A 13,997-nucleotide genomic window follows, 5' to 3' on the forward strand; every position below is an offset into this window, starting at 1 on the left:
CGATGAGTCGTTCCCCTCGTCTCAGGATCCGATATGGCGGTAGGCGACAACCTGCGAGGACGGGGGTAGGGGCGCGATGGTGACCCTCGTACCGGGCCGGGGAGCGTGGATGACCCGGCCACCGCCGATGTGGAGCACGACGTGGCCGCCGCGGTCCGACAGCACGATGTCCCCGGGGACCAGCCCGGACCGGGTGGTGGGGGTGCCGGCGCGCGACTGCTCCCAGCTACCGCGCGGCAGGACCGGCCTCGGCGCGGACGTCGGTGACAGGACCGCCGCCGTCGAACCGTGCGCGGCGTCGGTGGCGACGCGGGCGACCACGGCGCCAAGGAACGCCACGGCGGCAGCCGTCGCCGTTCGCACCCGCCCGGCCGACCGCGTCTGCTCTGTCATCACGACCTCCTTCATGGGCCTGGGGTGGGCCCATGAAGGAGCTTTTTCGGCGCCGTACCGTCCGGCAAGGTCTTCCGGCGTCCCGGACAGTCCGGGACTGTCCGACCTTGTCAGAGGCGCGCCCTGGGCCGCTCGGCCCGCCCGGCAGCCCCCGGTGCGAGCGTCGGAGGGCGGATGTCAGTGGCGGGTGTCACTCTGGCCGCATACGGAACGGCGGGACACCGGGCCCCGCGCGGGAACCGGGGAAACCGAAGGAGTACGAGAAGAAGCAGCACGAGAAGCGGGGGGCTCGCGAATCCGATGGGGAAGGAAAACACGAAGACCGCCCGGGCAGGACCTGGGCCCTGCCCTGCCCGGTCCTAGTCCGCGATCTCGACCTGGATCTCGACCTCGACCGGCGCGTCGAGCGGCAGCACCGCCACTCCCACGGCGCTGCGGGCGTGCACGCCCGCCTCACCCAGCGCCTGGCCGAGCAGCTCGCTCGCGCCGTTGATGACGCCCGGCTGCCCGGTGAAGTCCGGCGCCGAGGCGACGAAGCCCACGACCTTCACGACCCGTACGACCTTGTCCAGGTCGCCGACGGCCGACTTGACCGCGGCCAGGGCGTTCAACGCGCAGGTGCGCGCCAGTTCCTTGGCCTCTTCCGGCGTCACCTCGGCGCCGACCTTGCCGGTCACGCCGAGCTTGCCGTCGACCGTGGGCAGCTGGCCCGAGGTGTAGACGTACGACCCGGAGCGGACCGAGGGCACGTACGAGGCGAGGGGCGCCGCGACCTCCGGCAGGGTCAGGCCCAGCTCGGCGAGCTTGTCCTCGACCGCGCTCACGCGGTCTTCTCCCGCTTGAGGTAGGCCACCAGCTGCTCGGGGTTGTTCGGCCCCGGCACGACCTGGACGAGCTCCCAGCCGTCCTCGCCCCAGGTGTCCAGAATCTGCTTCGTGGCGTGTACGAGCAGCGGCACGGTCGCGTATTCCCACTTGGTCATAGGGCCGACTGTAATGCCTGTCTGCCGGGGCCTGGTGCGTGGCCCGGACGAGGACTGGTTAGGCTCCCCATTGTGAGCAGGCTCCATGTCGTCAGTGGCAAGGGCGGAACCGGCAAGACCACGGTCGCCGCAGCACTCGCGCTGGCCCTCGCGGCCGACGGCAGGCGAACCCTGCTGGTCGAGGTCGAAGGCCGCCAGGGCATCGCACAGCTTTTCGAGACGGGGGCGCTGCCCTACGAGGAGCGGAAGATCGCCGGCGCGCCGGGCGGCGGTGAGGTGCACGCGCTCGCCATCGACCCAGAGTTCGCGCTCCTCGACTACCTCCACATGTTCTACAAGCTGGGTTCGGCCGGACGGGCGCTGAAGAAGCTCGGCGCGATCGACTTCGCGACCACCATCGCCCCGGGGCTGCGGGACGTCCTGCTGACCGGCAAGGCGTGCGAGGCGGTGCGCCGCAAGGGCAAGGACGGCCGCTTCGTCTACGACTTCGTGGTCATGGACGCGCCGCCGACCGGCCGGATCACCCGCTTTCTGAACGTCAACCACGAGGTGGCCGGGCTGGCCAGGACCGGCCCGATACACAATCAGGCGCAGGCCGTGATGCGCGTGCTGAAGTCCCCCGAGACGGCGGTCCACATGGTCACGCTGCTGGAGGAGATGCCGGTCCAGGAGACCGCGGACGGCATCGGGGAGCTGCGCGCCGACGGCCTGCCGACCGGCGCGGTCATCATCAACATGGTGCGGCCCGCGATCCTCGACCACGCGGCCGTCGACACCGCCGCCAACGGCCAGCGCGCCGCCGTAGCCAAGGCCCTGTCCCAGGCGGGGCTGGGCGGCGCGCGCCGCGGCGGGCTCGCCGAGCGCCTGGTCGACCCGCTGCTAAAGCAGGCCCGTGAGCACGCGGAGCGGGTCGCCCTGGAGCGGGCGCAGCGGGCGGAGCTGGCGGGCCTGGAGCTGCCCCTGTACGAGCTGGAGCTGCTCAGCGACGGCGTCGACCTGGCCGGCCTGTACCGGCTCGCGACGGATCTGCGCAAGCAGTGGCCGATGTGACACGAGCAGCGCGATCGACACCATCAGCACATTCGGCATGAACGGTACGGGCGAGCGGTACGAGCCGTACGCAGGAGGCGGCAGAAGCATGGACATGGCACCGCGACTGGACACCGACGCACTGCTGGCCGACCCCGAGACCCGCATCATCGTGTGCTGCGGCTCCGGCGGCGTCGGCAAGACCACGACGGCGGCGGCCCTGGGCGTACGGGCCGCGGAGCGGGGCCGTAAGGCCGTCGTCCTCACCATCGACCCGGCCCGCCGGCTCGCGCAGTCGATGGGCATCGACGCGCTGGACAACGTGCCGCGCCGGGTCGAGGGCATCGACGGCGCGGCGGGCGGCGAGCTGCACGCCATGATGCTCGACATGAAGCGGACCTTCGACGAGTTCGTCGAGGCGCACGCCGACCCCGAGCGCGCCCGCGCGATCCTGGCGAACCCCTTCTACCAATCACTTTCGGCCGGTTTCGCGGGCACGCAGGAATACATGGCCATGGAGAAGCTCGGCCAGCTGCGGGGCCGCGACGAGTGGGACCTGATCATCGTCGACACGCCGCCGAGCCGGTCGGCGCTGGACTTTTTGGACGCGCCCAAGCGCCTCGGCTCCTTCCTGGACGGGAAGTTCATCAAGATCCTGATGGCCCCGGCGAAGGTCGGGGGCAGGGCCGGGATGAAGTTCCTGAACGTGGGCGTGTCGATGATGACCGGCACGGTCAGCAAGGTGCTGGGCGGGCAGCTCATGCGCGACGTACAGACCTTCGCCGCCGCCATGGACACGATGTTCGGCGGCTTCCGCACCCGCGCGGAGGCGACCTATCGGCTGCTGCAGGCGCCGGGCACGGCCTTCCTGGTGGTGGCGGCCCCGGAGCGGGACGCGCTGCGCGAGGCGGCGTACTTCGTGGAACGGCTGGCGGCGGACCAAATGCCGCTGGCGGGGCTGGTGCTGAACCGGGTACACGGGAGTGGTGCCGTGCAGCTCTCGGCGGAGCGGGCACTGGCGGCCGCGGAGACGCTGTCCCTGGGCCTGGCAGAGGCATCGGGCGCGTCGGACCCGGCGAGCGCGGCAGACCCGGCAGACCCGGCCGACCCGGCGGTCGAGGCAGATCCACCGGGCTCAGCAGACCCGGCAGACCCGGCGGTCGAGGCGGGCGGGGCCGAGTACGCGACCCTCACCGTCAACAGCCCGGAAAATCTTGCCGAAGAGGGCATTGTCGACCCCGGTTCAGGGAATGCTCGAGAGCAGAACGCCCCAGCGGCGGACGACTCCTCGGCATCTGACCCCGACGGCTCCCCCACGTCGGCAGAGCGGCTCGCCGTGGGGCTGCTGCGGCTGCACGCGGAGCGTATGCAGGTGCTCGCCCGGGAGCAGCGCACACACCATCGCTTCACGACGCTGCATCCCGAGGTTCCCGTGGCGGAAGTGGCCGCACTCCCCGGTGACGTGCACGACCTCGTGGGGCTGCGAGCGATCGGCGAGCGCTTGGCGGACCAGACAGAGCGGCAGCCCAAGAGCGCAGCGGGCTAGCCGCGCGGGCGCACCACGGCACCCAAGCAGCCCAAGGGACCCAAGGCGCCCAAGGACCAAGACCCTCAGCCGACCACCAGCCGCCTGCTACCCCTGCTACCCGACGGCGGCGAAGCGCTCGTACTCCTCGTCGTCGAGCGGCAGGATGCCCACGCCGCGCTCGTACTCGAGGCGCGCGGTCTCCAGCAGCCGGCGCCAGGAGGTGACCGTGGGGCGGCGGCGCAGCAGCGCCCTCCGCTCGCGCTCGGTCATTCCCCCCCACACGCCGAACTCGACGCGGTTGTCCAGTGCGTCGGCAAGGCACTCGGTGCGCACCGGACATCCGGTGCAGACCGCTTTGGCCCTGTTCTGTGCCGCGCCTTGAACAAATAGTTCATCTGGATCAGTCGTGCGGCAGGCGGCCTGCGCACTCCAGTCGGTTACCCAGCCCATGCTGGCGCCGTCCTCTCCCGATTCGGAGCTCCCCCACGGCGACAAACGGCATATTCACCGTCGCCAGTTGAGGACGTTACGGAAGGCGGACAGGGTGCAACACCCCCTGCGGGCCCAATCTTGGATGGCCCGAACGGACTATGGGTACGCGGCAGATCACCCAACGGAGTGAGCTGGCGACATATGCGACTTCCCGCGCAAATAAGGGCAGTTCACCCGCGCTAAAAAGGGCACGGATGGATACAAGATCGCAAACAGGACAGCTCTCATCACTCACTTGAGTAAGAGGGGGGATGGTGCTCGACCGCACCGGAGTGACTGGCGTGAATCAGCGTATGCGAACAGGTGGTCCCCTGTCCGGCGATTCGACACGTAGGCTGCCTCCATGGGTAACAAGCGTTCGGGCGGGGGCCTGTCCTCCGCTCAGCAGGCCGCGAAGTTCCTCGGGGTCAGCGTGCTCGCGGGAGCGGTGCTGGCCGGGCTCGCGCTGCCCGCCGTCGGCGCGATCGGACTCGCGGCCAAGGGAACGGTCGAGCAATTCGACGAAATTCCGGCCAATCTCAAAACGCCGCCGCTCAGTGAGCGGACCACCATCCTGGACGCCGATGGCGGCGAGATCGCGAAGGTCTACTCCCGCGACCGCACCATCGTGGACCTCAAGGACATCTCCCCATACATGCGCAAGGCCATCGTCGCGATCGAGGACGCGCGCTTCTACGAGCACGGGGCGATCGACCTCAAGGGCGTGCTGCGCGCGCTCAACAAGAACGCACAGGACGGCGGTGTGTCCCAGGGCGCCTCCACGCTCACCCAGCAGTACGTGAAGAACGTCTTCGTGGAGGAGGCGGGCAACGACGAGAAGGCGGTCGCCGAGGCCCAGAAGCAGTCCATCGGCCGCAAGATCAAGGAGCTGAAGTACGCGATCCAGGTCGAGAAGGAGCTGGGCAAGAGGCGGATCCTGCAGAACTACCTCAACATCACCTTCTTCGGCCAGCAGGCCTACGGTGTCGAGGCCGCCTCGCAGCGCTACTTCAGCAAGCACGCCAAGGACCTGAACCTGGAGGAGGCCGCGCTGCTGGCCGGTCTCGTCCAGTCGCCCAGCAGCTACGACCCGGTCAACAACGCGCAGGTGGCCAAGGCCCGCCGCGACACCGTGCTGCAGCGCATGGCCGATGTGAAGGACATCACCCAGGCCCAGGCCGACGCGGCGGAGAAGAAGCCCCTCGGGCTCAAGGTCAGCTCACCCAAGAACGGCTGCATCACGGCCGTGAGCGGCGCCGGGTTCTTCTGTGACTACGTCAGGGAGGTCTTCCTCAACGACCCGGTCTTCGGCAAGACCCGCGAGGCGCGCTCCCAGCGCTGGGACCGGGGCGGCCTGACGATCCGTACGACCCTGGACCCGAAGGCCCAGCAGTCGGTCCAGAACTCGATCAAGGCCCATGTCTACCAGGACGACCCGGTCGCCACCGCCGTCACGCTCGTCGAGCCCGGCACCGGCAAGGTGGTCGCCATGGGCCAGTCCAGGCCGTACGGCTTCGGGCCCCACGACCTGACGATCAACCTGTCCGCGGATAAGGCCATGGGCGGCTCGAACTACGGCTTCCAGGTCGGCTCGACGTTCAAGCCGATCACCGCCGCGGCCGCCCTCGAGCAGGGCAAGAAGCCGTACCAGCGCTACTCGTCCCCGTACGACATGCCGTACCCGAGCCCGGTGTCCACCTGCAACGGCACCTGGTCCAACAGCAAGGGCTCGACCGTCGAGAACGAGGACCCGTCCGAAAAGGGCCCGTACCCCCTCAGGGAAGCGCTCGCGAAGTCGATCAACACCTACTTCGTGCAGATGATCAGTGACATCGGCGTCTGCCCGGTCACCGAGATGGCCACCAAGATGGGCGTGCAGCGCGCCGACGGCAAGAAGCTCAACCAGGTGCCCGCCATCACCCTCGGCACCGACGGCTTCTCGCCGCTGACGATGGCCAACGCGTACGCGACCTTCGCCAACCGCGGCGTCTACTGCACCCCGGTCTTCATCGAGTCGATCACCGGCCCGGGCGGCAAGGACCTCGAGGTTCCCAAGTCCTCGTGCACCCGAGCCATGTCGCAGAAGACCGCCGACACCATGAACACCCTGCTGCGCGGCGTCGTCGAGGACGGCACCGGCAAGAAGGCGGGCCTGGAGAACCGGCCGAGCGCCGGTAAGACGGGTACGACGGACGAGCGCAAGGCCGCCTGGTTCGTCGGCTACACCCCGAACCTCGCCGGCGCGGTCTGGGTCGGCGGCTCCGGCACCAAGGGCGTCAAGATGGAGAACATCCGGATCGGCGGCATCCTCCACGACAAGGTCTACGGCGCGGACACCCCCGGCCCCATCTGGAAGGACGCCATGAGCGGCGCCCTGGCGGGCAAGCCGACCGAGAACTTCGTCACCGTGCCGATCAAGGACCCGAACGCGGAGAAGCCCGGCGGCGACGACAAGGGCCACGGCGACAAGCCGGGCGGCGACAACGGCGGGAACAACGGCGGCACCGACAACCCGTGGCCGGACATCACCCTCCCGCCGGACGTGATCGGCGGCGGAGACGACGGCTGGTCCGGCGGCAACCGGGGCGGAAACGGAAACGGCGGGAACGGAAACGGCAACAGCAACGGCTGGAACTTCCCGTAGCGCGTGGCCTGAGCGCCGAGGAGTGATCGGCGCGGCAACACAGGCAAAGCCAGACAAGGCAGGCAAGGCAGGCAAGGCAGCGGGCCCGGACACCGTCCGGGCCCGCTGCTCGCGTCCATCTCTCTTCGTCTCACCCCTGGGCGAGTCAGCCCTCCGCGAGCCGCCGCTTGACCACGGCGGCCACCCGGCCGCCCTCGGCCCGGCCCGCGACCTTCGGGTTCACGATCTTCATCACCGCGCCCATGGCCCGCGGCCCCTGCGCCCCGCCCGCCGCTGCCTCCTGCACGGCCTCCGCCACCAGCGCGTCCAGCTCCTCGTCCGTGAGCTGCTTGGGCAGGTACTCGGCGAGTACCTCCCCCTCGGCCCGCTCCCGATCGGCCTGCTCCGCCCGCCCGCCCTGCGCGAACGCCTCGGCCGCCTCGCGCCGCTTCTTGGCCTCGCGCGTGATGATCTTCTCCACCTCGGCGTCGGACAGCTCCCGGGCGGTCTCGCCCGCGACCTCTTCCTTCTGGATCGCGGTGAGGGTCAGCCGGAGCGTAGAGGAGCGCAGCTCGTCACGCGTCTTGATCGCTGCGGTGAGATCGTCCTGCAGCCTGGACTTGAGCGTGGTGGTCATGGCGTCGAGTCTGCCAGCCCTGGCCGGGAATCACCCGAAGATTTCTCGCCCGGCCACGGTCTGCGACCATGGTGACCATGCGCGCGCGATACGGAGTACCCCTGGGAATCACGGCGGTCGGCGCCGCCGGCCTCGCCTATGCCGCCGGCTTCGAGGTCCGGTCCTTCCGCCTCCGACGGGTGACCGTTCCCGTACTGCCACGCGGCATGCGGCCCCTGCGCGTCCTCCAGGTCTCCGACCTCCACATGGTCAGCGGCCAGCGCAAGAAGCAGCGCTGGCTCCAGTCCCTCGCCGGGCTGCGCCCCGATGTCGTCATCAACACGGGTGACAACCTCTCCGACCCCGAAGGCGTGCCCGAGGCGCTGGACGCACTCGGCCCGCTCATGGAGTTCCCCGGCGCGTACGTCTTCGGCTCGAACGACTACTACGGCCCCAAGCCGCGCAACCCCGCCCGCTACCTGATGGAGAAGGCCAGCGGCAAGCACGGTCTGAACGGCAATCCCCCCGTCGTCGGCGCGATCCACAACCCCTGGAAAGAGCTGCGCGACGCCTTCGACACGGCCGGCTGGGTCAACCTGTCGAACACCCGCGGCCGGCTGAAGCTGGACGACGTGGAGATCGCCATGACCGGTCTGGACGACCCGCACATCAAGCGCGACCGCTACGGCGAGGTGGCCGGCGGCCCTGAATCGGACGCGGACCTCTCCCTGGCCGTCGTCCACGCCCCCTACCTGCGCGTTCTCGACGCCTTCACGGCCGACCGCTACCCCCTGATCCTCGCCGGCCACACCCACGGCGGCCAGCTGTGCATCCCCTTCTACGGCGCCCTCGTCACCAACTGCGACCTGGACGCCCGCCGCGTCAAGGGTCTCTCCACCCACCACGCCGCCGGCCACACCTCCTACCTCCACGTCTCCGCCGGCTGCGGCACCAACCGCTACACCCCGGTCCGCTTCGCCTGCCCGCCCGAGGCCACCCTCCTCACTCTGACCCCACCCAGCCCCTGACCCCTCCGGTCACCCCGCCCCGACGCCCCGACCTGCGAGGCCGCGAAAAGCGGATTTCGTCTCTGGCCACGGGTCCGCTAAAGTAGAGCTCGTTGCTTCGGGGTGTAGCGCAGCTTGGCAGCGCGCTTCGTTCGGGACGAAGAGGTCGTGGGTTCAAATCCCGCCACCCCGACTGAAGGAACACCAGGTCAGGGGCCTGATCCGCGAAAGCGGGTCGGGCCCCTGAGGCGTTCCGACGCTCGCACTCGTTGACGGTAGAGGTCTTTTGCCGTGCCGCATGCAGCGGCGGATAGCGGGCGCGGTCGGACCGCGACGAGCCGCAACAACCGGCTGTGCAAGGCGCGGTGATGGGGCAGCGCGCCCTTCTGAGTCAGCTACTCACGGTTTTATGCAGCTATGGCAGGGGTGACAGGAGTCGAACCTGCGACATCCGGTTTTGGAGACCGGCGCTCTGGCCTCTGAGCTACACCCCTTCGACGCCGCCCAGCCTGGCACGGCCAAGCACGTGATTCCACAGGTTTTCACGGTGAACACTTCTGCCACGAGCGGTGCCCTGGCCAGCGATCGCTGGGGAGAAGTCCGGGAGAGGATCCGGCCGCCTCAACCGCCATGAGGATCAGGGCACATGGCAGGCCATCCCGTGGAGTCCCGACCTGGGCTGACGAGCCGGCCGACAGGCGGTCACACGCTCCGGGCCACGGCGTCGGACCCTCCGGCGTCACCGGCGTCACCGGTGTCGTCCTGCGCCGCGCCGTCGGGCCGGAAGGTGACCGACCGGCCCGACGGCGATGCGATTGCCGGAGGCCGCCGTGACGGTCGTCGTCACGGCGACCTCTTTTCCGAGGGGCACAAGGACGACCGCTCGCACCTGACCCGGGCGGCCGCCCTGGGAGATTTCCAGACCCAGGGTGTTCGACACATCCGTGTACGACAGGAAGGCGGTCGCCTCGGCGCTGCGGGCTCGGGCCTCGCTGTCGTCATCGGACTTCTTCAACCCGGTGATCCGGAGGGCGAGTTCGGCCACCGGCAGCGGGCGCGTGGCGCCGTGGGCCGGTATGTCGTGAGCGGTGATGTCCACGTGGCGCAGGGTGCCGGAGACCGCCTGGGTCAGGACGGGGAAGCCGCGCACAGGGACCTGTGGCGGCAGGGGCGTGTCCATGCCCTCCTGGAACGCCCGGGCCAGCGCGGCAAAGGCGACAGCGACGGCTCGTATCGCGAGTCGTCGTCATCTCCGTACAGGGACTGATACATGGACGGGGCCCTCCTTCAGCGGGGTCGGTCAGTGGGGTCGGTGCGTCCGGCGGACCGTGGCGGCGGCGGTCGCACGGTCGACTCCGGCGGCGATCAGAGCCGCGGTGGCCGCGCCCGTGCCGTCGTCGGCCCAGGTCCCTGATCTGACGGTGCCGAGCAGTGCCAGCAGTTGGGCCTCGATGGCGCCGCTGAGGGGGCCGGGCGGAACGGCGGTGTGGAAGACGCCCCGGCGCTGCCCCTCGGCGAGGATGCCGGCGACCGTCTCGCGGGCCGGGGCCAGGACGTCGCGCACCTGGGCCGGGCCGAGGCCCTGGCCGGCCAGGCCGATCAGCGCGCGGTAGGAGTCGCCGACCGGCCAGAGCGTGAGGACGAAGCGCGCCAGGGCGCTCGCGGGGTCGGGACTGGGTGCGCTCGTGACGGCGATGGCGAGGCGTATCGCCTCCGCGGCCTCCTCGGCGAGCCCCTCCACCAGCGCCGCCCGGCCGGCGAAGTGCGTGTAGACGGTGCGGCGTGCGACGCCGGCGGCTTCCGCGATGTCACCGAGGCTGCTGTCGGGATTACGGCCCAGTTCCCGCAGGGCCGCATCCAGGATGCGGGCGCGGGTGGCACGCGTCGTACGGCGCTGTCGTGCGGGGGGTGGGGCTGGTGGGCTGGTCACGTCGGCACCTCGGTGCGCGGAGGGAGCGGTCACCGAGATATTTGCACATGGGCGAGCAAGAAACTAGTCTGCTCATCGATGTGCAAATAACTCGTCTCCTGGGAGCCCCCGTGCCCTTCCTTGCCACCACACCCGTCGAGAAGATGACCGGGCCGTACGCGCGCCGCTGGTGGGCACTGCTCGTGCTCTGCCTGAGCCTGCTGATCGTCGTCATGGCGAACACGTCGCTGATCGTGGCCGCGCCCGACATGACCCGGGCTCTGAACCTGAGCAGCAGCGATCTGCAGTGGGTCATCGACGGCTACACCGTCCCGTACGCCGCGCTGATGCTCGTCCTGGGTGCGATCGGCGACAAGTACAGCCGCCGCGGCGCCCTGATCACCGGACTGGTGATCTTCGCGGGCGGCGCGGTGACGGGCAGCCTCGTCGACCGGACCGAGCTCGTCATCACCGCCCGCGCGATCATGGGCATCGGCGCCGCCGTCGTCATGCCGGCCACCCTGTCCCTGCTGGTCGCGATCTTCCCGAGGAGGGAGCGCGTCAAGGCCATCACGGCCTGGAGCGCCACTTCCGGCCTCGCCATCGCCGTCGGCCCGCTGGTGGCCGGATGGCTGCTGGAGGACCACGCCTGGGGCTCGACGTTCCTGATCAACGTGCCGATCGCCGTCGCCGCCGTCCTCGGCGCGCTGGTGCTGATCCCGCCGTCCAAGGCGGCGGGCATGGGCCGGATCGACTACATCGGCGGGCTGCTGTCGATCGTCTCCATCGGCTCCCTGGTCTACGCGACCATCGAAGGCCCGCACTTCGGCTGGGGCGCCGGCCCGATCACCGCCGCCGTCGTCGCCGGGATCGGTCTCGTGGCCTTCGTGGCCTGGGAGCTGCGCCACCCGAACCCCATGCTGGACGTGCGCAAGTTCACGCTGCGCCCCTTCACCGGCTCGATGATCGCGGTGCTGTTCTTCTTCTTCGGCACCTTCGGCGCGATCTACTACTCCACCCAGTACCTGCAGTTCGTCCTCGGATACGGCCCGCTGGAGACCGGCGTACGGCTGCTGCCGCTGGCCGGTGCCGTCCTCGTCGGCGCCACGGTGACCGGGCGGCTGACCCCGAAGCTGGGCGTGAAGTCGATGGTGGTGACCGGCATGGTCATCGGGACGGTCGGCGTCTTCCTGCTCACACAGGTCGACAAGGGCTCGACGTACGCCGACTTCCTGGCTCCCATGATGATGCTGGGCTTCGCGATCGGCCTGAGCGTCTCCCCGGCCACCGACACCATCATGGGCACCTTCCCCGAGTCCGAGCTGGGCGTCGGCGGCGGCGCCAACGACACCTCGGTGGAACTGGGCGGCTCACTCGGCATCGCGCTGCTGGGCTCCCTGCTCGGCACGGCCTACCGCGACAAGCTGACCGACCTGGTCGGCGGACACCTCCCGGCCGCCGCGCTGGAGACGGCCAAGGACTCGGTGGGCGGCGGCCTGGCGGTGGCCCAGGAGGTCGCGAAGAACCCCGCCGGCGGGGCGCAGCAGGCACGGGCCCTGGTCGACGCCGTCCACGAAGCCTTCGCCCACAGCATCGCCCACACCAGTCTGGTCGGCGGGATCATCATGGCCGCGGGAACGATGATCGTGCTCGCGGTCCTGCCCGGCCGCCGCAAGACCGGCAAGCACCACCAGCAGGACGCGCAGGACGTGCGGGAGCCGCAGGACCGGGAAGCACAGCTGACTTCTACGGACGGATGACCGGCACGCTGCGTTCCACGGTGTAGGCGTGGACGGCCGTCAGAACCGTGTGCTGGTCGGCTCGCGCGACCTGCCCGAGGAGCCCTCCAACGGTCGACACCAGCCGGACGCCACGCCGGGAATCGACGACTGGACCCCACAGCGGAATGCCGGGGCAGTCGAGCCCCATCGAGTGTTCGGCCAGGACGGCTAGTAGCCGGCCGCGGACTCCGCGGCGACCACCGTCGACGCGACAGCGCCGACCACGGCCTGCGCCCGCTCCTCCGGCACCCCGGCCGCGATGAGCGTGGCGATGGCGATCCGGGTCCCGTCGTCCTCCAGCGCCCCGGTGTTGACCGCCTCCAGAAACGCGACGGTCATCGCTTCCAGCCCGGCGCTCAGCACGGCGGCCGGCAGGTGCGTGTGGAAGACGCCGTCTCGCTGCCCGCGCTCCAGGATGGCCGTGACCGTCTCACGGGCCGGTGCCAGCACCTCCGCCACACGCTCCGAGCCCAGGTCGCGCTGGGCCAGCGTCAGAAGCAGGCGGTAGCGGTCCCCCACGGGCCATATCGAGAACACGAGGTGGACGAGCGCCCGCTCGGCGGGTTCCGGCTCCGCGAACCGCACACCGGCCGCCAGCGCGCTCCGCAGAGCCTCGCAGGCTTCCTCGGCGAGGGCCTCCAGCAACGCCTCACGCCCCGGAAAGTGGCCGAAGAGAGTGCGCCGTACGACGCCTGCGGCGCGCGCCAGCTCCTCCAAAGTGACGTCCGGGTTCCGCCCGAGCTCCCGCCGGGCCGTGGCCAGGATGCGCGCCCGGTTGGCCCGCGAATTGCTTCGCAACGGTTCACGGACGGCGGGCTTGGCCACGGAAACCTCGATGAATCGGTGCGGAGAGGAAGGGATACGGCCGGACGAAGAACGCATACATTCTCGCACGGAGGGCCCGAAGACCCGGGCCGAGAACGTGGTCGCGGGGTCAGGCCGAGACGAGTCGGAGGATGGCGGTGCCTCCCGACCCTGCCACCACCTGCAGCACGACCGCCCCGTCCACCTTGTCCGGCGGCGCTCCCGCCGCCCCGCACGAACTGCTGCTGCCACCGCCGCGGAAGACGGCGACGCAGCCGCTGCCGTCGCCGCTCGCCTCCCCGCTCGTCTCCCCGCCCGTCTTGCCGTTCCCCGAGGTCACCTTGTAGCCGACCGCGTTCTTGCCGACCTTCGTCAGGGACAGCTTCGCGGGACCGTCCGGGAGCTTGATGCGGATCGTCACCGGCTCGGACACCGCGATCTCGCAGTTCCCGTCGGTGCACGCGTCGGTGTCGCTCCCGTCGGCCGCCGTCACTTCCGGGGCCGGGCTGGACGTGGCGTGAGACGGGCTCCGCGAGGCATGGGAGGCCGGGGGCTCGGCGCTGTCGGTGCTCTCATCCGCATCGCCGCATCCCGCCACGGCCAGCGCGGTGACCGTGGCCAGCAGGACGCGGCCGGCCGCACGTCGCGTGCGCCCCACCATGGTCGGATCCGACATGGCATGCCGCCCTTCGTATCTCGTCCGAAGTCAGGCGGCGAGCCTAGAACACGGGCATCGGGAGGGGTCCCCACGCAGGGCCCGCACACGTGCGCCTGGGAGCCGAAGTGGACGACCACGGGTTCCAGACGCCGGAGACGAAGAGCCGTTGGCTGTGGATGCCGCCGGCCATGTGGCA

At 70.2% G+C, this 13,997-nt stretch carries 15 protein-coding genes and 2 tRNA genes; 7 read left to right on the forward strand and 10 right to left on the reverse strand.

Annotation, left to right across the window (positions count from 1 at the left end; genetic code table 11):
• Positions 1-21: 21 nt before the first annotated feature.
• The 3 genes from PV419_RS22555 to PV419_RS22565 all read right to left on the reverse strand — a co-directional run bounded on the left by PV419_RS22555 (position 22) and on the right by PV419_RS22565 (position 1,375).
• The gene (locus PV419_RS22555) at positions 22-393 is read right to left on the reverse strand and encodes a hypothetical protein (RefSeq protein ID WP_319691599.1); all 372 of its coding nucleotides are present in this window, start codon (positions 391-393) and stop codon (positions 22-24) included.
• 359 nt (positions 394-752) lie between these two features.
• Complete coding sequence (locus PV419_RS22560) at positions 753-1,217, reverse strand: RidA family protein (protein ID WP_319691601.1); 465 nt, start codon at positions 1,215-1,217, stop codon at positions 753-755.
• Positions 1,214-1,375, reverse strand: a complete 162-nt coding sequence (locus PV419_RS22565; protein WP_093601778.1) for a DUF4177 domain-containing protein — start codon at positions 1,373-1,375, stop codon at positions 1,214-1,216. The genes PV419_RS22560 and PV419_RS22565 overlap by 4 nt, the downstream gene beginning before the upstream one ends.
• 72 nt (positions 1,376-1,447) lie before the next feature.
• On the opposite strand from PV419_RS22565, the gene PV419_RS22570 reads away from it, so the two are divergent.
• Positions 1,448-2,425, forward strand: coding sequence for an ArsA-related P-loop ATPase (locus PV419_RS22570; protein ID WP_319691602.1), 978 nt, complete (start codon positions 1,448-1,450; stop codon positions 2,423-2,425).
• Positions 2,426-2,513: 88 nt separating this feature from the next.
• Positions 2,514-3,950 carry an ArsA family ATPase gene (locus PV419_RS22575; protein ID WP_319691604.1) on the forward strand — a complete coding sequence of 479 codons (1,437 nt, stop codon included), beginning with the start codon at positions 2,514-2,516 and terminating at the stop codon, positions 3,948-3,950.
• Positions 3,951-4,046: 96 nt separating this feature from the next.
• Here PV419_RS22575 and wblA read toward each other — a convergent pair whose 3' ends face one another.
• Positions 4,047-4,382, reverse strand: a complete 336-nt coding sequence (gene wblA, locus PV419_RS22580) for a transcriptional regulator WblA (RefSeq protein ID WP_319691607.1) — start codon at positions 4,380-4,382, stop codon at positions 4,047-4,049.
• A gap of 385 nt (positions 4,383-4,767) precedes the next feature.
• Here wblA and PV419_RS22585 point away from each other — a divergent pair, with 385 nt between their 5' ends.
• Entirely contained in the window at positions 4,768-7,047 is a 2,280-nt protein-coding gene (locus PV419_RS22585; protein WP_319691609.1) for a transglycosylase domain-containing protein, read from the forward strand.
• A gap of 145 nt (positions 7,048-7,192) precedes the next feature.
• Here the strand turns inward: PV419_RS22585 and PV419_RS22590 are convergent, their stop codons facing one another.
• Positions 7,193-7,663 carry a GatB/YqeY domain-containing protein gene (locus PV419_RS22590; RefSeq protein ID WP_319691611.1) on the reverse strand — a complete coding sequence of 157 codons (471 nt, stop codon included), beginning with the start codon at positions 7,661-7,663 and terminating at the stop codon, positions 7,193-7,195.
• A 77-nt stretch (positions 7,664-7,740) separates the two neighbouring features.
• Between PV419_RS22590 and PV419_RS22595 the strand changes: the two genes are divergently transcribed.
• Positions 7,741-8,670 carry a metallophosphoesterase gene (locus tag PV419_RS22595; protein ID WP_319691612.1) on the forward strand — a complete coding sequence of 310 codons (930 nt, stop codon included), beginning with the start codon at positions 7,741-7,743 and terminating at the stop codon, positions 8,668-8,670.
• 98 nt (positions 8,671-8,768) lie between these two features.
• Positions 8,769-8,842, forward strand: a tRNA-Pro gene (locus tag PV419_RS22600).
• A gap of 225 nt (positions 8,843-9,067) precedes the next feature.
• Here PV419_RS22600 and PV419_RS22605 read toward each other — a convergent pair.
• The 3 genes from PV419_RS22605 to PV419_RS22615 all read right to left on the reverse strand — a co-directional run bounded on the left by PV419_RS22605 (position 9,068) and on the right by PV419_RS22615 (position 10,579).
• Positions 9,068-9,143: transfer RNA gene (locus PV419_RS22605), tRNA-Trp, on the reverse strand.
• Positions 9,144-9,397: 254 nt separating this feature from the next.
• On the reverse strand, positions 9,398-9,883 hold the full coding sequence (locus tag PV419_RS22610; protein WP_415925365.1) for a DUF2993 domain-containing protein: 486 nt from the start codon (positions 9,881-9,883) through the stop codon (positions 9,398-9,400).
• Between the two features lie 66 nt (positions 9,884-9,949).
• Entirely contained in the window at positions 9,950-10,579 is a 630-nt protein-coding gene (locus PV419_RS22615; RefSeq protein WP_319691616.1) for a TetR/AcrR family transcriptional regulator, read from the reverse strand.
• 110 nt (positions 10,580-10,689) lie between these two features.
• On the opposite strand from PV419_RS22615, the gene PV419_RS22620 reads away from it, so the two are divergent.
• Both PV419_RS22620 and PV419_RS22625 read left to right on the forward strand, forming a co-directional pair.
• Positions 10,690-12,318 carry an MFS transporter gene (locus PV419_RS22620; RefSeq protein WP_319691618.1) on the forward strand — a complete coding sequence of 543 codons (1,629 nt, stop codon included), beginning with the start codon at positions 10,690-10,692 and terminating at the stop codon, positions 12,316-12,318.
• Positions 12,319-12,346: 28 nt separating this feature from the next.
• Positions 12,347-12,511, forward strand: coding sequence for a hypothetical protein (locus tag PV419_RS22625; RefSeq protein ID WP_319691620.1), 165 nt, complete (start codon positions 12,347-12,349; stop codon positions 12,509-12,511).
• Here PV419_RS22625 and PV419_RS22630 read toward each other — a convergent pair.
• On the reverse strand, positions 12,508-13,164 hold the full coding sequence (locus PV419_RS22630; protein ID WP_319691622.1) for a TetR/AcrR family transcriptional regulator: 657 nt from the start codon (positions 13,162-13,164) through the stop codon (positions 12,508-12,510). The genes PV419_RS22625 and PV419_RS22630 overlap by 4 nt on opposite strands.
• A gap of 109 nt (positions 13,165-13,273) precedes the next feature.
• Positions 13,274-13,819, reverse strand: coding sequence for a hypothetical protein (locus PV419_RS22635; RefSeq protein WP_319691623.1), 546 nt, complete (start codon positions 13,817-13,819; stop codon positions 13,274-13,276).
• Positions 13,820-13,997 lie beyond the last annotated feature (178 nt).

Source organism: Streptomyces sp. ME19-01-6, from assembly GCF_033793745.1.
Classification (GTDB): domain Bacteria; phylum Actinomycetota; class Actinomycetes; order Streptomycetales; family Streptomycetaceae; genus Streptomyces.